Source organism: Aquibium pacificum (assembly GCF_040839445.1).
Classification (GTDB): Bacteria; Pseudomonadota; Alphaproteobacteria; order Rhizobiales; family Rhizobiaceae; genus Aquibium; species Aquibium pacificus.
Genome location: NZ_JBDPGJ010000002.1, coordinates 1,130,924 through 1,150,824, shown reverse-complemented (window position 1 = coordinate 1,150,824; position 19,901 = coordinate 1,130,924). Strand labels below are relative to the sequence as shown.

Genomic DNA, 19,901 nt, shown 5'->3' with positions numbered 1-19,901 from the left:
GGGAAAAGCTGCAAGCTGCCCGTGAACGTCTTTTCATGTTCGAGAGGGGCTCCGCCGATGCAGATCACCAGACGACAACTCCTCGTGTCCGGCCCCACTCCGCAGGCGCAATGCCGCCGCGGGGCATGAACGACAGACATACGGAAACAGTGCATTGAAACTCGAAGACCTCCCCTTCACCCTCGCCGCCCTGAGAGAGGCCTATGCCGCCGGTATGCGGCCCGAGGACGTCGTGCGGGAGGCGTTCCGCCGGCTCGATGCGGTGGCGGATCCCGGTATCTTCATCCACGAGGCGCGGGAGGCGGCGCTGGCCGCGGCGCGGGCGCTCGGCGCCTTCTCCGATCTCCCGCTCTGGGGCGTCCCCTTCGCGGTCAAGGACAACATCGACGTGGCGGGAATGCCGACCACGGCCGCCTGCCCGGACTTTGCCTACCGGGCGGAGGGCGACGCCTTCGCCGTCGCGCGGCTGAAGGCGGCGGGTGCGATCTGCCTCGGCAAGACCAATCTCGACCAGTTCGCGACCGGCCTCGTCGGCGTGCGCACGCCCTACCCGGCTCCGCGCAACGCCATCGACCCGGAACTCGTGCCGGGCGGCTCGTCGTCGGGTTCGGCCGTCGCCGTCGCGCACGACATCGCGGCGTTCGCTCTCGGCACCGACACGGCCGGCTCCGGCCGCGTGCCGGCAGCACTGAACAACATCGTCGGGCTGAAGCCGACGCTGGGGGCGCTTTCGTCCACCGGCGTAGTGCCGGCCTGCCGGACGCTCGACACGATCTCGGTCTTCGCCTTCACCGTCAGCGATGCATGGGAGGTCTTTGAGGCAGCCGCCGCCTACGATGCGGCAGATCCCTATTCGCGCGTCCTGCCCGCGCCCGTCGCCTCCCCGCCGCCGCCCGCCATCCGCATCGCGGTTCCCGACGCGGCAAGCCTGGAAACCTTCGGCGACACCGCGCAGGCGGATCATTTCCGCGCGACGATCGCGCGCCTGCAGACCGGTGGCGCCGCCGTCAAGGAGATCGATTTCGAGCCGTTCTATGCCGTCGCGCGGATGCTCTACGAGGGCGCGTGGCTCGCGGAACGCGTGGCGGCTGTCGGCGACCGGCTGGTCGAGGCGCCTGAGACGCTGCATTCGACCACGCGCGCCATCCTCGAACCCGGCCTCGGCCTGACGGCGGTGGATGCGTTCGGCGGTCTCTACCGCCTGAAGGAATTGCAGCGCCGCTGCGAGGAACTGCTCCAGGATGCGGACGTGATCTGCGTTCCGACAATCCCGACCTTCGTCTCGATGGCCGAGATCGCCGCCGACCCGATCGGTCCGAACAGCCGGCTCGGCACCTACACCAACTTCGTCAACCTCCTCGACATGTGCGGCATCGCGGTGCCCGCCGGAGTGCGGTCCGACGGACGTCCAGGCAGCGTCACCATGCTCGCGCGCAAGGGACGGGATGCGCTGGCCGCGGCCGTGGCGGCGAAGGTCGAGGAAGGACTGCTCGGCGCCACCGGACGACCGCGTGCCACCGCCTCGGCGAAGATCTCGGATGTCGCGGCGGACGAGATCGCGGTGGCGGTCTGCGGAGCACACATGTCGGGCCTGCCGCTCAACCGCGAACTCACCGCGCGCGATGGGCGCTTCCTGCGCGCATGCAGGACGGCACCCGGCTACACGCTGCATGCATTGCCCGGCGGCCCGCCATTCCGGCCGGGCTTGGTCCGCAGCCCGGGCGAAGCGACCGCCATCGAGCTGGAAGTGTGGGCGCTGCCGCGCAAGCGTTTCGGGGATTTCATCGCCGGCATCCCCGCGCCGCTCTGCATCGGAAGTGTTTCCCTTGAGGACGGCACCAGCGTGAAGGGCTTTCTCTGCGAGAGTTCGGGCCTCGAGGGTGCCAAGGACATCAGCCGGCTAGGCGGCTGGCGCGGCTACCTGCGCATGCAGTCGCAGCCGCCGGCACGGGAGGCGCGGGCCTATGCCGTCTAGACCGCAGGCTCATCGCATGGAATCGCGCGACGGGATCACATGGAGGAAGGCTCCATGAGCGGGAACATCCCCCTGATCGACGTCTCCGCCCTTGACGGCGGGAGCCCGGCCGCGGTCGAGGCGCTGGCGGCACAAATCGGCCGCGCCTGCCGCGACATCGGCTTCTTCTACGTGACGAACCATTCTGTTCCCGCAGGTTTGATCGATCGCGCGTTCGAAGCGTCTGCGGATTTCTTCGCCCGCGACGAGGCGAAGAAGATGCGGTCCGTCTATTCGGCCAGCGGCAATCGCGGCTACGTTCCGATGAAGGGGGAGGCACTCGATCCCACCAAGCCCGCCGACCTGAAGGAAGCCTTCAACATCGGGCTGGAGCTGCCGCCCGACGATCCCGAGATCGTCGAGGGCCGCATGTTCCGGGCGGAGAACCGCTGGCCCGAGATGGCGGGCTTCCGCGACACCATGCTCGCCTATTTCGATGCCTGCCACGGGCTCGGACGCGCCATCCATCGCGCATTCGCGATCGATATCGGGATCGACGAGGACTTCTTCGAGGACAAGCTCGACCGGCCGATGGCGGTGTTGCGGCTGCTGCATTATCCGCCCGCGCCAGAGCGCCTCGACGAAGGGCAACTCGGCGCCGGCGAACACACCGACTACGGCTGCGTGACCCTGCTCGCCACCGATGGCGTCGGCGGGCTGGAGGTGCGCAACCGGGCGGGCGAATGGCTGAAGGCGCCGCACGTTCCGGGCGCGTTCGTGTGCAACATCGGCGACTGCCTGATGCGCTGGACGAACGACATCTACGTCTCCACGCCGCATCGCGTCGTTAGCCCGAGCGGGCGCGAACGCTTCTCGATTGCCTTCTTTCTCGACCCCAACCCGGAGGCCGAGATTGCCTGCCTGCCGAACTGTGCCAGCGACGACCGGCCGGCGCGATACGTGCCGATCCGCGGCGACGCCTTCCTGCTCAGCCGTCTGTCGCCGACCTACGAGACATCCGGGCTCGGCAAAGGCGCAAAGGAGGCATCGAAGACCCATGCCTAGTCCGCAGGCATCAAACGATCGGTGCACAAAGCTTGTGCTAGCGGCGTGCTGCAGGCTGCCGGAAAGACCGGCCGCAGCCGCGAAAGAATCTTTCGTGACAATGACTTGGCCGGCGCCCGGCATGGCTGCGCCGGCTGGCATACGGCTTGCCTCCCTGAAGCAGGATGGCCGCCGCGCAACCGGCAATTCGAACTCAACCGCTAACCCGTGGAGCATCTCATGACGCAATTTCTCTCCCGCCGATCCATCCTCAAGGCCGGCGCCGCCGGCCTCGCCGCATCGGCCCTACCGCTCGGCCTGGCCGCCCGCGCGCAACAGCCCATCGTGCTCGGCGCCGTCTATGTCGGACCGCGCGACGACTTCGGCTGGAACCAGGCCCATGCGGTGGCCATGGACATCCTCAAGCAGGTGCCAGGCGTCACGGTCATCGAGGAGGAGAACGTTCCCGAGACCGACGCGGTCTCGCAGTCGATGGAATCGATGATCAACCTCGACGGCGCGAACCTGATCCTCGCCACCTCCTTCGGCTACTACAACCCCTTCGTGGTCGAGTCGGCGAAGAAGTACCCCGACGTCCAGTTCCGCCACGCCGCGCCGCTGTGGAAGGAAGGCGATCCGACGAATGCCGGCAGCTACTTCTGCTACCTGAACCAGGCGCACTACGTGAACGGCGTCGCTGCCGGCCTCTCCACCACCACGAACAAGATCGGCTTCGTCGCCGCCAAGCCGATACCGTCGGTGCTGTCCAACATCAATTCGGTGCTGCTCGGTGCAAGGAGCGTCAATCCGGAGGCGACGGTCCAAGTGATCTTCACCGGCGAATGGTCGCTGCCGGTGCGCGAGGCGGAAGCCGCGAACGCGCTGATCGACGCCGGCTGCGACGTCATCACCTGCCATGTCGACGGGCCGAAGGTGGTGGTCGAGACCGCGGAGGGACGCGGCGTGAAGACCTGCGGCCACAATGCCAGCCAGGCACCGCTCGCTCCGAAGGGCTTCATCACCGGCGCGGAATATAAGTGGGAGACAATCTACAAGCTCTACGCGGACGCACTGGCCAAGGGCGAGGCACTGCCGAACTTCATCGTCGGCGGCTACCACAACGACATGATCCGCAACACGCCCTACGGCGCCGGCGCGACGCCGGAGGCGATCAAGGCGGCCGACGCGGCGATCGAAGGCCTCAAGGCCGGCAAGCCGATCTATGTCGGCCCCCTCAAGGACAACACGGGCAAACTCGTCATCGAAGGCCCGATGGACAACTACGACCCGGTGCTGGACGGAATGGGCTACCTGCTCGAAGGCGTCCAGGGCTCGACCACCTGATGCGAGCTTACTGAGCGGCGGTTCTCGCCGCCGCTTTCCGGCAAACAGATTCGAGGGCAGCGGATATGTCGATACCTCCACCCCTGACCTATCCCCACGAGGGGGAAGGGGACTCTGTGACCGCAAAGTCTCCTTCAGTGGAAGCGCGGAGCGACGCCGCCTCCCCCTCCCCCTTGTGGGGAGGGGTCAGGGGTAGAGGTACGGCCAGACGAGGGGTATTCTCATGACCGCCATCGTCTCTCCCCCCGCCACCCGGCAAATCAGCCTCGGCCCGAGCGCCATGCGCGCCGTCGAGGCGCTGGTGATCCCGCTCGGGGCGCTCGTCGCCTCGGCGATCCTGTTCTCGGTCTTCCTTCTCGCGCTGGGGAAATCGCCAGCGACCTTCTTCAGCCTGATCTGGACCGGCGGCTTCGGCTCCAGCTTTTCGATCCAGAACACCTTGCAGCGCAGCGCGCCGCTGGTGCTGACCGGGCTCGCCTTCGCCATTCCCGCCCGCATCGGCCTGACGATCATCGGCGCGGAAGGCGGGCTCGTGCTCGGCGGCTTCTGCGCCGCCGCGGTGGCCATCCCGCTGGTCGGCGGCGGCTGGTCGCCGGTACTGACCATGCCGATCATGGCGCTCGCGGCCATGGCTGCCGGCGCCGTCTGGATCGGCCTCGCAGGCTGGCTGCGGCACTATCGCGGCGTCAACGAGACCATATCGTCGCTGCTCCTGACCTACATCGCCATCGCCATCATGAACTTCTTCGTGGAAGGCGCGCTACGCGATCCGGCCTCTGCCAACAAGCCGTCCACCATGCCGATCGGCGACGCCTACCGGGTCGGCGCCATCCCCGGGACCTCGGTCCACTGGGGACTGGCGGCGGGCATCCTGCTCGCGGTCGTGCTCTATATCCTGATGTCGCGCACCACCTTCGGCTTCGCCGCGCGGATGACCGGCGGCAACGTGCGCGCAGCCCAGGCACAAGGGTTGCCGGTCGGGCCCCTCGTCGTCGCCTGCTGCGCCATCGCAGGCGCCTGTGCCGGGCTCGCCGGCTATTTCGAGGTCGCGGCCGTGCACGGGCAGGCCAATGCCTCGCTGGTCGCGGGCTACGGCTTCACCGGCATACTCGTCGCCTTCCTCGCCCGGCAGAACCCGCTGGCGGTGGTTCCAGTGGCCATCATGTTCGGCGCGCTCGCCGCCTCGGGCGGGTTGATCCAGCGGCGGATGGGAATGCCCGACGCCACCGTGCTGGTGCTGCAGGGCATCATCTTCGTGGTGCTTCTGGTCAGCGAGACCTTCTACGGACGCATCCCCTTCTTGCAGGCGCGCACCACGGGAGACCGGACATGAGCGGCGGCGAACTCTTCATCGTGCTGATCGCCATGCTGGGCGGCGCGATCCGCGTCTCGACGCCCTTCATGTTCGTGGCGCTGGGCGAATGCCTGACCGAGAAATCCGGGCGCATCAACCTCGGGCTGGAGGGCAATCTCGTGCTCGGCGCCATGGTGGCCTATGCCGGCTCCTATTCGACCGGCAGCCCGTGGCTCGGCGTCCTCATGGCCGGGTGCTCCGGCCTCGTGCTCGGCGCCATGCACGGCTATATCTGCAAGCTGCCGAAGGTGAACGACATCGCTGTCGGCATCGCTTTCATGAGCTTCGGCACCGGCCTCGCCTTCTTCTTCGGCAAGCCCTACATCCAGCCGACCGCGCCACGGCTCGAAGCCATCCATCTGGCCGACTGGTCCGGCGATCCGCTGGTCGCGCAGGCGCTCCAGGTCAACCCGCTGTTCTTCGTCGGCATCGCGCTCGCCGCCTTCATGGCATGGGCGTTCCGCACCACGCGCTGGGGCCTGATCGTACGTATGACCGGCGACAGCGCCGCCTCGGCCAAGGCGATGGGCGTCTCGGTCGATCTCGTGCGCCTGCTGGCGACCTCGGCCGGCGGCTTCCTCGCCGGCGTCGGCGGCGCCTTCCTGTCGCTCTACTATCCCGGAAGCTGGAACGAGGGCCTGTCCTCTGGGCAAGGCCTGATGGCCGTGGCGCTGGTCATCTTCGCGCGGTGGGACCCGATACGCTGCATCTTCGCCGCACTCCTGTTCGGTGCGGCGGGCGCCATCGGGCCCGCGCTGCAATCGGTCGGCATCAGCCAGGGCTACTACTTCTTCAATGCCGCCCCCTACATCCTGACCCTTTTCATCATGATCGCCTCGGCCCGCTCCAAGAGCGCGGCGCGTGAAGTGCCGGGCGAACTCTCCATCGTGAAGTGAGGAAGACACCATGAGCCTCGTCGACGAACGGATCGAAAAAGCCCTGGTGGCCGGAGCCGTCACGGTTGCCGCCGATCCCTATCCCTGGCCGTTCGACGGCGACATCGGCCCGCACAATACGTGCCTCATCGTCATCGACATGCAGACCGACTTCTGCGCTCCCGGCGGCTACGTGGACTCCATGGGCTACGACATCTCGCTGACCCGCGCGCCGATCGTGCCGATCGCGAAGGTTCTGGAGGCGCTTCGCGCCAAGGGCTACCCGATCATCCACACCCGCGAGGGCCACAAGCCGGACCTTTCCGACCTGCCGGCGAACAAGCGCTGGCGGTCGCAGCGCATCGGCGCCGGCATCGGCGACCAGGGTCCGTGCGGGCGCATCCTCGTGCGCGGCGAGCCCGGATGGGAGATCATCCCGGAACTGCAGCCCGAGCCGGGCGAGGCGATCATCGACAAGCCGGGCAAGGGCTCGTTCCTGGCGACAGACCTCGAGCTGGTGCTGCGGAACAAGCGCATACGCAACATCGTGCTGTCCGGCGTCACCACGGACGTCTGCGTGCACACGACCATGCGCGACGCCAACGACCGGGGCTACGAATGCCTTCTGCTGGAGGACTGCTGCGCGGCGACGAAGCTCGAAAACCACCTCGCGGCGATCGACATGATCAAGATGCAGGGCGGCGTGTTCGGCGCCGTCGCCACGTCCGGTGCATTCCTGGAGGCACTGCCATGAGCGCCGCGACCTCGTTGGACATGGCGACGGAAGCCAGGCGCGCGCCCTCGCTCCAGACCATCGGCATGACCAAGATCTTCGGGCCGCTGGTGGCGCTCGACGATGTGTCCATCGACGTCAAGTCCGGCTCGTTCCACGCGCTGCTTGGAGAGAACGGCGCGGGCAAGTCGACGCTCGTCAAATGCATCATGGGCTTTTACGCCGCCACGCGCGGATCCGTGCTGCTCGACGGACAGGAAGCGGCGGTCCGCAGCCCCCGCGACGCGCGCGATCTCGGTATCGGCATGGTCTACCAGCATTTTACTCTCGTTCCCTGCCTCACCGCTGCCGAGAATCTCGTCATCTCGCGGGCGGACGCCCCGGCGATCGTCGACTGGAAGTCAGAGAAACCGAAGCTCGAAGCCTTCATGGACCGCATGCCGTTCCGCGTGCCGCTGAACGCGCAGGTCTCGACGCTCTCGGCCGGCGAAAAGCAGAAGCTGGAAATCCTGAAGCTGCTCTATCTCGACCAACGCGTCCTGATCCTCGACGAGCCGACGTCGGTGCTGACTCCCGGCGAGGCGGACGAGGTGCTCGGGCTGCTGGGGGAAATGGCATCGCGCGGCGAGATCACCGTCCTGATGATCTCGCACAAGTTCCGCGAGGTGAAGGCCTTCTGCGACAGCTTCACCGTGCTGCGGCGCGGACGGCTGACGGGAACCGGCGACGCCCGCTCCGCCACCGTCGCCGAGATGAGCCGCATGATGATCGGCGACACCGAGGTGCGCGAGCGCGCCGAGCGCCGCATCCACAACGACCAGCCGGTGGTGCTGGAGCTTGCCGGGCTCTGCGCACAGGACGAGGAAGGACGGCCGGCGATCGACGTCGTCAACCTCAAGGTCCGCGCCGGTGAGATCGTCGGCATCGCGGGCGTATCGGGCAACGGACAGAGCGCGCTCGTGGAGGCGCTGGCCGGTCAGCGGCCGCTGTCGGACGGGCGCATCTTCATCCACGCCAAGCCATTCGAGCCCAAGCGTTCCGATTTCGACCGGTTCAAGGTCTTCGGCCTGCCCGAGGAGCCGCTGAAGAACGCCACGGTTCCGCGCATGAGCGTTGCCGAGAACATGGCCTTCCGCTCCTTCGACAAGCCTCCCGTGGCGAGCCTCGGCTGGTGGCTGTCGCCAGGGCCGATGCGCAAGAAGGCGGAGGAACTGATCGCGCTCTACCGCGTGAAGACGACCTCGCCGGACTCGCCCATCGAGGCGCTGTCGGGAGGCAATGTGCAGCGCGCGGTGCTGGCGCGCGAACTGTCGGGCGACGTCGACGTCCTGATCGTCGCCAATCCGTGCTTCGGCCTCGACTTCGCCTCGGTTTCGGAAATCCGCAGCCAGATCATGGAGCAGCGCAACCGCGGCGCGGCGGTGCTGCTGGTCAGCGAGGATTTGGACGAGATCCTGGAACTCGCCGACCGGGTGGCGGTGATGTCGGGCGGCACGATCAGCTACGTCGCGCCAATCGGCGAGACCGACCGCAACACGATCGGCCAGCACATGGCGGGGCATTGAGGATGGCCATCTCTATCCCCGCCCGCCCCTACGACTTCAGCCTCGACCCGCAGCGCGTCGCGCTGGTGGTGATCGACATGCAGCGCGACTTCATCGAGCCGGGCGGGTTCGGCGCCGTGCTCGGCAACGACGTGTCGCGCCTGCTGCCGGCCATTCCGGCGGTGGCAAGGCTGCTCGAACTGTTCCGCGACCGGGGCTGGCCCGTGATCCACACCCGCGAGGCGCACCGGCCGGATCTCTCGGATTGTCCTCCCGCGAAACGACTGCGCGGCAAACCCGGGCTGCGGATCGGGGACGACGGCGCGATGGGACGAATCCTGATCGCGGGAGAACCTGGCAACCAGATCGTGCCGGAACTCGCACCGATACCCGGCGAGATCGAGATCGACAAGCCCGGCAAGGGCATGTTCTGGGCGACGGGATTGCACGAGCGCCTGCAGGAGATGGGCATCGCGCAGCTCGTCTTCGCCGGGGTGACGACGGAGGTCTGCGTCCAGACCTCGATGCGCGAGGCCAACGACCGCGGCTACGAATGCCTGCTGATCGAGGAGGCCACCGAAAGCTACTTCCCTGAGTTCAAGGCGGCGGCAATAGAGATGATCGTCGCGCAGGGCGGCATCGTCGGCTGGACGGCGGGGATTGCCAGCCTGGAGCAGGCTCTTTCGCAGGAGATCGCGCATGCCTGAAAAGGGCCGCTGGGCCGGGCGCAACCCGGGCAAGGACGCCGTGCGCCACGACATCTGGCGCAGGCTGGAAGACGAGGGCGTGGCGATCGGTCCCGCCTGGAGCATGATCCCGAACTTCGTCGGCGCCGACGTCGCGGCCTGGCGCCTGGCGCAGACGCAGGCCTGGCAGGACGCGAAGACGGTCAAGACGAACCCGGACCACCCGCAGATCCCCATCCGCATCCGGGCGCTTTACGAAGGCAAGACGGTCTATACGCCGGTGCCGTACCTGACGCGCGAATTCCCTTATTTGCGGCTCGACCCGAAGACGCTCGCCGCCGACGGTATCTCCTACGAACTCGCCGCGACCGCGCAAGGCTTCATGGAGCATGGCGAGCGGATTGAGTTCGAGGACATAGAGCCGCTCGACTTCTGCGTCGTCGGCTCGGTCGCCGTCGGCCGGGCGGGAGGACGCACCGGCAAGGGTGCCGGCTTCGCCGATCTCGAGACCGGCATATTTCGCGAACTCGGCATCGTGACCGCCGACACGCCGATGGCGACGACGGTGCATTCCGTCCAGATCGTTCCCGACGAGCGGGTGGTGATCGAGGCTCACGACACGCCGCTCGACTTCGTCGCCACGGAGCTGGAGTTGATCGAGACCCGTAACGCGATGCCCCGGCCACAAGGCGTGTCGTGGGACAAGGTGCGGCAGGACCAGTTCGAGACAATCCCATTCCTGTCGCGCCTGCGCGACCGGATGCTGGCGCGACGGGCGGGGGTTTGAGGATGGTGGTCGACGATCCCGAGACGCTGGCGCAGGTGACGGCGGTGTTTCATGCCTACGAGACCGCGCTGCTGGAAAACGACGCCGCAACGCTGGATGCCATGTTCCTGCACTCGGATGCCACGGTCCGGTATGGCGTTGCGGAAATTCAGTACGGGATCGAGGAGATCCGGCGCTTCCGCTCGGTCCAGTCGCCCTTCACGCGTACGCTCTCCCGCACGCTCATCACCACCTACGGGCACGACCTGGCAATCGCCTCGACGCTGTTCCGGCGCGACGACTTTCCCGGACAGGTGGGGCGGCAGATGCAGACCTGGATCCGGACGGCCGACGGCTGGAAGGTCGCGGCGGCGCATGTCAGCATGATCGAGGATGCGGCGGGCGCCATTTGATCGCTCGCGGCAAACGGGCTTGAAAAAACAAGACCCGACTGCCGAAGCAGCCGGGCCGAGGGTTCGACGCGGGGGCATGAAACGCGTCGACCGCAATCTCCTAAAGTAAGGTAACAGCAGTGTGTCGCGCGGGTCGGCGATCACACTTTTCGAGCGCGTCGCACCAGCCCGTCAATCGGCCATCGCCACCAGCGCGTCGGGATCGTAGGCGAGCCGGATATCGGCCCCGACGGGAATGTCGTCGGCGCCGAAATCGTTGGTCTCGGTCACCGAAAGGGGCATTTCCATGCCCGGAATCTCGACCACGAGATGGGTGATCTCGCCGAAATAATGTCGGTCGACCACCTTTCCGGCGAGTTCGCGCGCGGCGGTCTCGCCGTCCCATAGGACGCGCAGCCGCTCGGGTCTGATGCCGACAGTGGCGGCATTGCCGTTCGGCGCCCATTGGGCCGGCCGGTCCGTCGTGATGCGGCCGAAGCTCTGCGTTTCCACGACGATAGACTTGCCGTTCTCACCGACGATCTCGGCCTTGATGAAGTTCATGCCGCCGAGGAAATCGGCAACCTGGCGGTTCACCGGCCTCTGGTAGATCTCCTTCGGCGTCGCCGTCTGGGCGATCCTGCCGCCGAACATCACGGCGATGCGGTCTGACATGGCGAGCGCCTCGTACTGGTCGTGGGTGACCAGGACGAAGGTGATGCCGACCGCCTTCTGGAGGCTCCTGAGCTCCACCTGCATCTGCTCGCGCAGCTTCTTGTCCAGCGCCGAAAGCGGCTCGTCGAGAAGCAGAACCTTGGGGCGCATGACCAGCGCGCGGGCGAGCGCCACGCGTTGCCGCTGGCCGCCCGAAAGCTCGTGCGCGGCGCGCTTGCCGTATCCAGCGAGCGAAACCTGCGCCAGCGCCTCGCCCACCCGGCGCTTCTCCTCGGCGGCATCGAGCCTCAGCCGCTTCAAGCCGTAGCCGACATTCTGCTCGACGTTGAGATGCGGGAAGATGGCATAGCTTTGGAACACCATGTTGGTGGGGCGCCGGTTGGCGGGGATTCCGTCCATCGGCTGGCCGTCGATCGCAATCGACCCGCGCGTGGGGGAATCGAAACCGCCGATCATCCGCAGCAGCGTGGTCTTGCCGCAGCCGGACGGCCCGAGCAGCGAGAAGAACTCGCCGGCGTGGATGGCGAGCGAGGCGTCGTCGAGGGCGTTAAAATTGCCGTAGGTCTTGGTGACGTGATCGACGTCGATCATCGGCCGTTCAGGCAAACAGGCCTCCCTCGACTTGGGTACGGCGCGCGCTGCGCCGGCGGAAGATTTCGGCGATGGTGAGAAGGATGAAGGAGGCAACCAGCATGACCGTGCCGAGCGCCAGTACGGTGGGAAGGCGCGCTGCGAAGCGCAACTGTCCCCAGATGTAGACCGGCAGCGTGGAATCCGTGCCGGTCAGGAAGAAGGCGAGGATGAATTCGTCAAGCGAGATGGTGAAGGAGACGAGCAGGCTGGAGACGATGGCAGGGGCCACCATCGGCAGCGTCACGCGCCGGAAGGTCCCGAACGCCGTCTCGCCGAGGTCGGTCGAGGCTTCCTCCAGGCTACGGTCGAAGCCCTCGAAGCCGGCAATGAGCACCGTCACCGAATAGGGAACGCAGATCAGCACATGTCCGAGCACCACCGACAGGAGCGAGAGTTCGAGGCCGAGGCGCAAAAGCACGACCAGCAGCGCTACCGCGATGATGATCTCCGGCAGCACCAGCGGCGCCATGATGAGGCCGCTCATCGCCTTCTGGCCGCGGAAACGGTAGCGCGTCATCGCGCGGGCGGCGCAGATGCCGAGCAGGGTGGCGATGACGGCTGCGGCGGTTCCGACCATGGCGCTGTTCCAGGCCGCGTCGAGCAGCACGGGCGTATCGGCGAGGCTCTCGTACCATTTCCACGTGAAGCCCGTGAGCGGGAAGTTCGGAACGGCGGAATCGTTGACCGAAAATAGCGGAAGCAGGAGGACCGGCAGATAGAGGAAGGCGACGTAGAGTGCCGCGTAGAGCCTGAGCCCGTTCGCTCCGCCGAAGATCCGCCCTGCCCTCATCGGATCCGCCTCGCGGCCCAGCGCAGCACCGCTACGCAGGCGCCCGCCATGAGAGTGATGACGACCATCGTGGTCACCGACAGCGCGGAGCCGAGCGGCCAGTTCGCCCCCTTCTTGAACTGCACCTCGATCGCATTGGCGATCATGACGCCGTCCTTGCCGCCGACGAGGCGCGGCGTGACGTAGTCGCCGACCGTCGGGATCATCACGATGATCAGCGCCGCAATGATGCCCGGCATCGTCAGCGGCAGCGTCACGCGCAGGAAGCGGCGGACCGGTCCGTCGCCGAGGTCGGTTGCGGCTTCGAGCAGGGTCCGGTCGACTTTCTCCAGGGAGACGTAGATCGGCAGGATGGCGAACACCGCCCAGGCATGGGTGAGCGCGATCAGCACCGCGTTGGTGTTGTAGAGAAAGGCCGTGGAGGGCTCGTCGATGACGCCGACGCCAAGCAGTGCCGAATTGAGCACGCCGTTGTAGCCGAGGATGACCTTCCAGGACATGACGCGCAAAAGGTAGCTCGTCCAGGCCGGGATGGTGACGAGGAAGAGCAGCAGCGCCTTGTGCCGCCCGCCGTGGAAGGAGATGTAGTAGGCGACCGGATAGGCGAGCAGCACGGTGAGCGTGCTCACCGTGAAGGACAGGACCAGCGAGCGCCCGAGAAGATCGCGGTAGATTGGCTCCGTCAGCGCGATCCGGTAGTTCTCGAGCGTGAAGGTCCGGTCGATCGTGAGATAATCCTGCGTCCAGAAGGAATGCGCGACGATGACGAGGATGGGCGCAGCCAGCATGGCGAGCGCGAACAGGAAGGTCGGACTGATCAGGGCGAAGCCCCGGGCTTCCTCCGATCGCAGGAAGGAGCCGCGGCGCGGCGCCCTCCCGGCGGCGAGTCCGCCCGCGCCTTCCGCGGCCGTCGTCAATGCGGCTCTCCGGGCGCGATGATTTGTGTGGGCGAGGGACTCGGCGTCACTTGTCTCCCCGGTCGCGAGACACGCGGTTCCCCTGCCACCGCGCATTCGGCAATCAAGAGCGCATCCGCGGATTGAAATCAAGCGCTATTTCTGCGATATTGATTGAACGGATATTCAATATGTGCCGGATTTCCGTCGGTTTTCCGGTGATTTGCGGCGTGCATCTTGGCCGGGACGGCAAGAGATCATCGAGGTAAGGAAATGGCGGCCGTCGAGAAGGCAGAATTCAGGCGCGGCGATGCCGCTTCCGAGCATCGCGACGGGCTGAAGCGAAGCGCCGAGCGACATCTGATCCAGCCCTGGCCCTATGCGGGTTCCATCGGCAACGAGGCGCGCACGCCGATCGGCAGCGGCGACGGCATCTACATAACAGACGGCGAAGGACGGCGGCTGATCGACGGACCGGCCGGCATGTGGTGCGTGAACGTCGGCCACCGCCGCGAGGAACTCGCGCGCGTCATGTACGATCAGGCGATGACGCTCTCCTACAACACACCCTGGTACACGATGAGCGATCCGTCGGCGGAGCTCGCCGAACGGCTGGCAGCCCACGCGCCCGGCGATCTCGACCACGTCTTCTTCACTACCGGCGGGTCGTCGGCGGTCGAGACCGCGCTGCGCTTCATGCAGTTTTTCAACAACGTGCGCGGCCGGCCGGAGAAGAAGCTGATCATCTCGCGCGGCGGCGCCTACCACGGCTCCACCTATCTTTCGGCGTCGCTGAACGGCCGCCCGCGCGACCGCGACTGGATGGACGGCGCCGACGACCTGGTGATCAAGCTGACCTGCCCGAACCCGTTCCGCCGGCCGGCGGGGATGAGCATCGAAGGCTTCACGGACTTCCTGGTCGACGAGTTCCGCGAAACCGTCACTAGTCGCGGCGCCGACAGGATAGGCGCCTTCGTCGGAGAGCCGGTGCAGGCCTCCGGCGGCGTCATCGTTCCGCCGCCCGGCTATCTCCCGCGCATCCGCGAAATCTGCCGCGAGAACGACATCCTCTACATCTCCGACGAGGTCGTGACCGCCTTCGGCCGGCTCGGCGAAGTCTTTGCGTCGGAGAAGGTGTTCGGGATCGAACCTGACATGATCACCTTCGCCAAGGGCGTCACGTCGGGCTATTTCCCGCTCGGCGGGGTGATGATCTCGTCGCGCCTGACCGAGGTGCTGCGCAAGTCCAACCATGCCGCGGCCATGTTCGGCCACGGCTATACCTATTCGAGCCACCCGATCGGCTGCGCCGTGGGGCTGAAGAACCTCGACCTGCTGGAAGGCGGCATCCTGGAGCACGCGCGGCAGGTCGGGCCGTACTTCCAGGAGCGCCTGAAGACGCTGGAGGACCTGCCGCTGGTGGGCGAGGTGCGCGGCGCCGGCCTGATGGCCTGCGTGGAATGCGTGGCCGACCGCGAGAGCCGCAACCCGCTGGCACTCGACAACGACGTCGGCAAGCGCATCGACCGGCATTGCCACGAACTCGGCCTCTTGGTGCGGCCGCTGATCAACATGTGTGTGATGTCGCCACCGCTCACGATCACGCGCGAGCAGGTCGACCACATGGTCGCCATCCTCCACGAGGGAATATCGCGCACGATGGATGAACTGCGCGCCGAAGGCGTCTGGCAGGGCTGACGTTGCGGCGGGCGTCGTGCGCAGCCAGGACGCGACCAAATGTGCAACGACTGAGCAAGAGGCTTGCGGAGGTCCGCAACCGCTTTTATCGAGTTCGTGCCGCTTGATATTGGGGGAGTTGCTCATGGATCCCGCAGGATCGTTCAGCCCCGTGGCTTCCGCCGGCCGCCTCGTCCAGACGGCCTTCGTCACGCTCGACATTCATTCCACGATGAAGGAGATGACGCGCCGCCTGGGCGTCGGCCCATGGTTCCTGCGAGAGCGCGGCGTCTTCCCCCGTCAGAGCTATCGGGGAAAGCCGACGAGTACCGCGCTGGCGATCGCCATGGGTTACGCCGGGGACATGCAGTTCGAACTGATCCAGCAACTCGACGATACGCCGTCCGTCTACCGCGAGATACTCGACCGTACCGGACCGGGACTGCACCATTTCGGCATGGCCGCGGAGGACTATGGAGCCGCGCTCGAACACTATGCTTCGGCCGGTTTCGAACTGGCTTACGAAGCCGAAGTCGCAAACGGAGCGCGGGTAGGATACTTCGATACGAAAGGCGCGTTGCCGGCAATGATCGAGGTAATCGAGTTTCTGCCGGCGACCGCCAAGATGTTCGCCGGATTCCGCGAGGCCGCGCGCGGATGGGACGGCCAGGGCCCGGTACGGCCACGGACCTAGCCGGAATCGGATCGGCCGCTCAACCTATCCCGGGGCCACGCCCGTGTAGAGCGAGGCCGGCCGCAACAGGCGACCCGTCCGCTGCTGTTCGCGCGCGTGCGCGGTCCACCCGGCCGCCCTGCCGGTCGCGAAGATGGGGGTGAAGGCGGCGCGGGGGATGCGCAGGGCATCGAGCAGGATCGCAGTGTAGAACTCGACATTGGTATCGAGCGGCCGGTCGGGCTTGGCCTTCGCCAGCGCGACGCGGGCATAGGCCTCGACTTCGGCCGCGAAGCCGAGATCGACGCCGCGCCCGCCGAGCAGGCCGACCGCCGTCCTCAGCACGTCCGCACGGGGATCGCGCACGCGATAGATGCGATGGCCGAAGCCCATCAGCCGCTCGCCGCGGGCAAGCGCGGCGTCGATCCATCCGGCGATGTTGTCGCGCGATCCGATGGCGTCGAGCATGGCGAGCACGGGCTCCGGCGCCCCGCCGTGCAGTGGCCCCGTCAGGGCGCAGTATCCCGCTGTCGCCGCCATGAAGAGGTCGGCATTGGTGGACGCGACGACCCGCGCCGCGAAGGTCGAGGCGTTCATGCCGTGGTCGCTGACGGTGACGAGATAGGCATCGAGCGCCTTCGCCTCGGCCTCCGTGGGAGCCTCGCCGCGCAGCATGCGCAGCGTGTCGGCCGCATGGCCGAGCGACCGGTCGGGAGCCACCGGCGCCAATCCGTTAACACGCCTCGCAAGTGCGGCCGCGATCACCGGCATCGCTCCGATGATGGCGGTTTCATCCGACAGACCGTCGACCGGACCGAGCGCTGCCACGCCCGCACGGGATCCTGCGATCACCGGCAGGCCGTCGCTTGCCGCGAGGATGCGCGGCAGAGTCTCGAAGGCGCGTTCGCGGGCGACGCCCAATCCCGTCTTCACCCCATCGGGATCGATCTCCTCGCCATGCGCGAGCGACCAGAGCCGCGTCGTCACCTCTTCGAAAGAAGCCGACCGTGCCAGTTCGCCGAGACGCTGCCCCGCGATGATGAGTTCGCCGCGCTCGCCGTCCACGTGCGACAGCGCCGTGGCAGCGGCGACGACGCCGTCCAGCCCGATCGGGGTTTTCGAGTGCAGGGTCATGGTGGGATCTCCTTTTGCTGTGCCGAAGAGATTGGAGACCCTTTCTATATTGATCAATCTTGATTAGCATGATCAATATGAAAAAAATCGAAGAGCCGCTCTATCTCAACGCCCGCGAGGCGGCCGGCGAACTCGGTGTCTCGCCCGCCACCCTCTACGCCTATGTCAGTCGGGGGTTGATCCGCTCCGAGCCGGTGCCGGACACGCGCGCCCGGCGCTACAGGGCCGACGACGTGCGGGCACTGAAGAACCGCCGCGCGCCATCGGGGACGGCGCGGGAGCCGGCCAGCGACATGCCCGTGATCGAATCGTCGATCTCGACCATCACCGAGGCCGGGCCTATCTACCGGGGCGTTCCCGCCGTAGCGCTGGCGGAACAGGGCACGCTGGAGCAGGCGGCGACGCTGCTCTGGGGCATCGACAGCATCGATCCCTTCGAGCCCGACAACCTGCCCGAACTGAGCGGCGCCATGCGCATCGTCGCCGGCGCCATCGAGAAGCCCTCCCCCATCGCTCGCGCGGTGGCGGTCCTGTCACTTGCCGGCGACGGCGACCCGCGCGCCTTCAACCGGACGCGTGACGGCCGCGCGCAGGTCGGCGCGCGCGTCATGCGGCTGGTGACCTCGGCGATCCTCGAGCGCGCGCCTGGGAGTGCCCCGCTGCACCGCCAAGTGGCGCAGGCCTGGACGCCGGACGATCGCAAGGCGGAGGACCTCTTCCGGCGGGCGCTGGTGCTTCTGGCCGACCACGAGCTCAACGCCTCGTCCTTCACCGTGCGCTGCGCCGCCTCGACCGGGCTCAACCTCTACGATGCCACCATCGCCGGCCTCGTGGCACTGAAGGGCCCGAAGCATGGCGGCGCCGGACCGCTCGCCGCCCATTTGGTCGCCGACCTCGCGGAGGGCGACATGGCGCGGAACATCCGAGAGCGCGTGGCGCTGGGCGAGCCGATGCCCGGCTTCGGCCACACCGTGTACGAGCGCGGCGATCCGCGCGCCGAACACCTCCTGGCCGAACTCGCGAAATCTGGCGACCAGCAGCGGCTGGCCGTGGATGCACCCGCGATGATCACCGAGGCGACGGGACTGCATCCCAACATCGATTTCGCACTGGCGGTGATGATGCGCTCGCTCGGCTTGGCCATCGGGCATGAACTGGCGCTTTTCGCTATCGCCCGCACAGCCGGCTGGGTGGCGCATGCGATGGAACAGCTCGCGACGGGAACGCTGATCCGTCCGCGCGCCCGCTATGTCGGGCCAGTGCCGGGCCGCACCTGATCCCGTCCGGCGCCGAACGGCCCAGTCCGTTGCTCAGGACCGGCTGAGGAGAGCCTCGTTGAGGTTCCAGACGTCCTTGTCGTCGGGCGGAGTTTCGAGATTCATGACCGGAAGGAGGCGGCGCAGATGGTCATGGTGCGAACGCACGCCGTATTCGAGGTCGGAGAGATAGAAGCCGTCAAAGGCCTCCGACTGCATGGATTCGTTCGACCAGACCGTGAGCTGTACGTCCTCGGCCTGCGTGTCGCGGTCGATCCGGAAGGCGAGATACCGCGCGGCGGCCTGCTCGCGGGTCTCGACCGCATAGCGGTAGATCGCGCCGCGCAGGATCGTCTCGCCCGTCGACAGGGGAAACTCCTGATAGAACTGCACGGTCTCGGGCGTCATGGCGAGCACGGTGTTGGGGAATATGCCGTAGTAGAGCCAGGCCCTTTTCAGATTGTCCGGCAGGTGATCGGGCGCCGGCGCGATCTTGACGTAGTTGCGTACGCTCCAGCGCCGTCCCGCGTGCGGATTGTAGGTGGCGTAGGACCGCGACACGCCGTTGATGAATGGCTCGTCATAGTAGGTCGCGCCGTAGAGGTCCTGGAGCGCCGGGTGCGCCATGGCGACGTGGTAGCCTTCATTGTCGACGTCGCGCACCGATTTCCAGTTCACCGCCGATTGCTGGGTCCAGATCCCCCACGCCGGCATCATCTCGGCGGCGCGGTAATGCGCCATCTCAGCCTCGACCGGCCGCATCAGTTCCGCGACCGAAGGCTGCGGACCTTGCCGGAAACGGATGAAGATGAAGCCCATCCAGACTTCGAGATCGATCGGCTTCAGCCCGAACTCCACCTTGTCGAGTTCCGGGAAGGAGCGCGGCCGGGCCGCGCCGCGTAGCGTGCCGTCAAGATTGTAGACCCAGCCGTGAAAGGGGCAGACCAGCGCGTTCTTACAGCTTCCCTGCTCGTCCGCCACGACGCGGCTGCCGCGGTGGCGGCACAGATTGTGGAACCCGCGTACCACCCCGTCCTTGCCGCGAACCACCAGCGCGCGCTCGCCGACGACGTCCATGGTGAGATAGTCGCCCGCCTCCGGCACGTCCGACACGTGGCCGATGATCTGCCAGTGGCTGCGGAAGACCTGCTCCTTTTCAAGCTCGAGCAAAGCTGGGCTGTGATAGGTCCAGCCGGGGAGTCCGCTACGGTCCCAATCGTTCGGGATCGCCACGTCACGAAGCGGGCGGTTCACGGTATTGCTCCCATCATTGCTGAATGTTCATTCAACATAAACACATTTATCGATCAATTGCAATGGGTTAGAGATTTCAACACGGTTCCCTACAAGCTCTGGCATTCCGCCCGAAAAAGCGCTGGCGGCACCGCGACTTAGCCCTGAACCGCCGAGGAGCCGACCTCGCCCGCGGAGCCTTTGCGACGCTGGCGCCGTGGCTCGCGTTACCGGTCGAAACA

Annotated in this window: 18 protein-coding genes; 13 read left to right on the top strand and 5 right to left on the bottom strand. The window is 66.8% G+C overall.

Annotation, left to right across the window (positions count from 1 at the left end; genetic code table 11):
• Nucleotides 1-154: 154 nt before the first annotated feature.
• From atzF to hpxZ, 10 genes are all read left to right on the top strand, one after another.
• Complete coding sequence (gene atzF, locus ABGN05_RS11980) at nucleotides 155-1,975, top strand: allophanate hydrolase (RefSeq protein ID WP_367954231.1); 1,821 nt, start codon at nucleotides 155-157, stop codon at nucleotides 1,973-1,975.
• A gap of 54 nt (nucleotides 1,976-2,029) precedes the next feature.
• Complete coding sequence (locus ABGN05_RS11975) at nucleotides 2,030-3,019, top strand: isopenicillin N synthase family dioxygenase (RefSeq protein ID WP_367954230.1); 990 nt, start codon at nucleotides 2,030-2,032, stop codon at nucleotides 3,017-3,019.
• 219 nt (nucleotides 3,020-3,238) lie between these two features.
• Nucleotides 3,239-4,342, top strand: a complete 1,104-nt coding sequence (locus ABGN05_RS11970; RefSeq protein WP_367954229.1) for a BMP family ABC transporter substrate-binding protein — start codon at nucleotides 3,239-3,241, stop codon at nucleotides 4,340-4,342.
• A 223-nt stretch (nucleotides 4,343-4,565) separates the two neighbouring features.
• Nucleotides 4,566-5,675 carry an ABC transporter permease gene (locus ABGN05_RS11965; protein WP_373695916.1) on the top strand — a complete coding sequence of 370 codons (1,110 nt, stop codon included), beginning with the start codon at nucleotides 4,566-4,568 and terminating at the stop codon, nucleotides 5,673-5,675.
• Entirely contained in the window at nucleotides 5,672-6,592 is a 921-nt protein-coding gene (locus ABGN05_RS11960) for an ABC transporter permease (protein WP_367954228.1), read from the top strand. The genes ABGN05_RS11965 and ABGN05_RS11960 overlap by 4 nt, the downstream gene beginning before the upstream one ends.
• Nucleotides 6,593-6,602: 10 nt before the next feature.
• Nucleotides 6,603-7,325: a biuret amidohydrolase gene (gene biuH, locus ABGN05_RS11955; protein WP_367954227.1), complete on the top strand. Its 723-nt coding sequence runs from the start codon at nucleotides 6,603-6,605 to the stop codon at nucleotides 7,323-7,325.
• A gap of 20 nt (nucleotides 7,326-7,345) precedes the next feature.
• Nucleotides 7,346-8,869: an ABC transporter ATP-binding protein gene (locus ABGN05_RS11950; RefSeq protein ID WP_373695930.1), complete on the top strand. Its 1,524-nt coding sequence runs from the start codon at nucleotides 7,346-7,348 to the stop codon at nucleotides 8,867-8,869.
• Nucleotides 8,870-8,871: 2 nt separating this feature from the next.
• On the top strand, nucleotides 8,872-9,555 hold the full coding sequence (locus tag ABGN05_RS11945; RefSeq protein WP_367954226.1) for a cysteine hydrolase family protein: 684 nt from the start codon (nucleotides 8,872-8,874) through the stop codon (nucleotides 9,553-9,555).
• Entirely contained in the window at nucleotides 9,548-10,321 is a 774-nt protein-coding gene (locus ABGN05_RS11940; protein WP_367954225.1) for a 5-formyltetrahydrofolate cyclo-ligase, read from the top strand. Before ABGN05_RS11945 ends, ABGN05_RS11940 begins: the two co-directional genes overlap by 8 nt.
• A gap of 2 nt (nucleotides 10,322-10,323) precedes the next feature.
• The gene (gene hpxZ, locus ABGN05_RS11935) at nucleotides 10,324-10,713 is read left to right on the top strand and encodes an oxalurate catabolism protein HpxZ (protein ID WP_367954224.1); all 390 of its coding nucleotides are present in this window, start codon (nucleotides 10,324-10,326) and stop codon (nucleotides 10,711-10,713) included.
• Between the two features lie 171 nt (nucleotides 10,714-10,884).
• Here the strand turns inward: hpxZ and ABGN05_RS11930 are convergent, their stop codons facing one another.
• The 3 genes from ABGN05_RS11930 to ABGN05_RS11920 are packed head-to-tail and all read right to left on the bottom strand — an operon-like array spanning nucleotide 10,885 to nucleotide 13,707.
• Nucleotides 10,885-11,958, bottom strand: coding sequence for an ABC transporter ATP-binding protein (locus ABGN05_RS11930; RefSeq protein ID WP_367954370.1), 1,074 nt, complete (start codon nucleotides 11,956-11,958; stop codon nucleotides 10,885-10,887).
• A gap of 7 nt (nucleotides 11,959-11,965) precedes the next feature.
• Nucleotides 11,966-12,790, bottom strand: a complete 825-nt coding sequence (locus tag ABGN05_RS11925) for an ABC transporter permease (RefSeq protein WP_367954223.1) — start codon at nucleotides 12,788-12,790, stop codon at nucleotides 11,966-11,968.
• On the bottom strand, nucleotides 12,787-13,707 hold the full coding sequence (locus ABGN05_RS11920) for an ABC transporter permease (protein WP_367954222.1): 921 nt from the start codon (nucleotides 13,705-13,707) through the stop codon (nucleotides 12,787-12,789). Before ABGN05_RS11920 ends, ABGN05_RS11925 begins: the two co-directional genes overlap by 4 nt.
• 252 nt (nucleotides 13,708-13,959) lie before the next feature.
• Between ABGN05_RS11920 and ABGN05_RS11915 the strand changes: the two genes are divergently transcribed.
• Together ABGN05_RS11915 and ABGN05_RS11910 are read left to right on the top strand one after the other, a co-directional pair.
• On the top strand, nucleotides 13,960-15,384 hold the full coding sequence (locus tag ABGN05_RS11915; protein WP_367954221.1) for an aminotransferase: 1,425 nt from the start codon (nucleotides 13,960-13,962) through the stop codon (nucleotides 15,382-15,384).
• A 124-nt stretch (nucleotides 15,385-15,508) separates the two neighbouring features.
• Nucleotides 15,509-16,057 carry a VOC family protein gene (locus ABGN05_RS11910; RefSeq protein WP_367954220.1) on the top strand — a complete coding sequence of 183 codons (549 nt, stop codon included), beginning with the start codon at nucleotides 15,509-15,511 and terminating at the stop codon, nucleotides 16,055-16,057.
• Nucleotides 16,058-16,081: 24 nt separating this feature from the next.
• On the opposite strand, the gene ABGN05_RS11905 is transcribed toward ABGN05_RS11910, so the two are convergent.
• Nucleotides 16,082-17,170 (bottom strand): citrate synthase/methylcitrate synthase, encoded by a 1,089-nt coding sequence (locus ABGN05_RS11905; protein ID WP_367954219.1) that lies wholly within the window; start codon nucleotides 17,168-17,170, stop codon nucleotides 16,082-16,084.
• Between the two features lie 77 nt (nucleotides 17,171-17,247).
• On the opposite strand from ABGN05_RS11905, the gene ABGN05_RS11900 reads away from it, so the two are divergent.
• Nucleotides 17,248-18,447: a citrate/2-methylcitrate synthase gene (locus ABGN05_RS11900; RefSeq protein ID WP_367954218.1), complete on the top strand. Its 1,200-nt coding sequence runs from the start codon at nucleotides 17,248-17,250 to the stop codon at nucleotides 18,445-18,447.
• A gap of 33 nt (nucleotides 18,448-18,480) precedes the next feature.
• On the opposite strand, the gene ABGN05_RS11895 is transcribed toward ABGN05_RS11900, so the two are convergent.
• Entirely contained in the window at nucleotides 18,481-19,680 is a 1,200-nt protein-coding gene (locus ABGN05_RS11895) for an aromatic ring-hydroxylating oxygenase subunit alpha (RefSeq protein WP_367954217.1), read from the bottom strand.
• Nucleotides 19,681-19,901: the final 221 nt, after the last annotated feature.

Bases quoted from the DNA above. Each gene is read 5' to 3' on its own strand.
- ABGN05_RS11975 (WP_367954230.1), top strand. From the start codon at position 2,030: ATGAGCGGGAACATCCCCCTGATCGACGTCTCCGCCCTTGACGGCGGG.
- ABGN05_RS11970 (WP_367954229.1), top strand. From the start codon at position 3,239: ATGACGCAATTTCTCTCCCGCCGATCCATCCTCAAGGCCGGCGCCGCC.
- ABGN05_RS11965 (WP_373695916.1), top strand. From the start codon at position 4,566: ATGACCGCCATCGTCTCTCCCCCCGCCACCCGGCAAATCAGCCTCGGC.
- ABGN05_RS11960 (WP_367954228.1), top strand. From the start codon at position 5,672: ATGAGCGGCGGCGAACTCTTCATCGTGCTGATCGCCATGCTGGGCGGC.
- biuH (WP_367954227.1), top strand. From the start codon at position 6,603: ATGAGCCTCGTCGACGAACGGATCGAAAAAGCCCTGGTGGCCGGAGCC.
- ABGN05_RS11950 (WP_373695930.1), top strand. From the start codon at position 7,346: ATGGCGACGGAAGCCAGGCGCGCGCCCTCGCTCCAGACCATCGGCATG.
- ABGN05_RS11945 (WP_367954226.1), top strand. From the start codon at position 8,872: ATGGCCATCTCTATCCCCGCCCGCCCCTACGACTTCAGCCTCGACCCG.
- ABGN05_RS11940 (WP_367954225.1), top strand. From the start codon at position 9,548: ATGCCTGAAAAGGGCCGCTGGGCCGGGCGCAACCCGGGCAAGGACGCC.
- hpxZ (WP_367954224.1), top strand. From the start codon at position 10,324: ATGGTGGTCGACGATCCCGAGACGCTGGCGCAGGTGACGGCGGTGTTT.
- ABGN05_RS11930 (WP_367954370.1), bottom strand. From the start codon at position 11,958: ATGATCGACGTCGATCACGTCACCAAGACCTACGGCAATTTTAACGCC.
- ABGN05_RS11925 (WP_367954223.1), bottom strand. From the start codon at position 12,790: ATGAGGGCAGGGCGGATCTTCGGCGGAGCGAACGGGCTCAGGCTCTAC.
- ABGN05_RS11915 (WP_367954221.1), top strand. From the start codon at position 13,960: ATGGCGGCCGTCGAGAAGGCAGAATTCAGGCGCGGCGATGCCGCTTCC.
- ABGN05_RS11910 (WP_367954220.1), top strand. From the start codon at position 15,509: ATGGATCCCGCAGGATCGTTCAGCCCCGTGGCTTCCGCCGGCCGCCTC.
- ABGN05_RS11905 (WP_367954219.1), bottom strand. From the start codon at position 17,170: ATGACCCTGCACTCGAAAACCCCGATCGGGCTGGACGGCGTCGTCGCC.
- ABGN05_RS11900 (WP_367954218.1), top strand. From the start codon at position 17,248: ATGAAAAAAATCGAAGAGCCGCTCTATCTCAACGCCCGCGAGGCGGCC.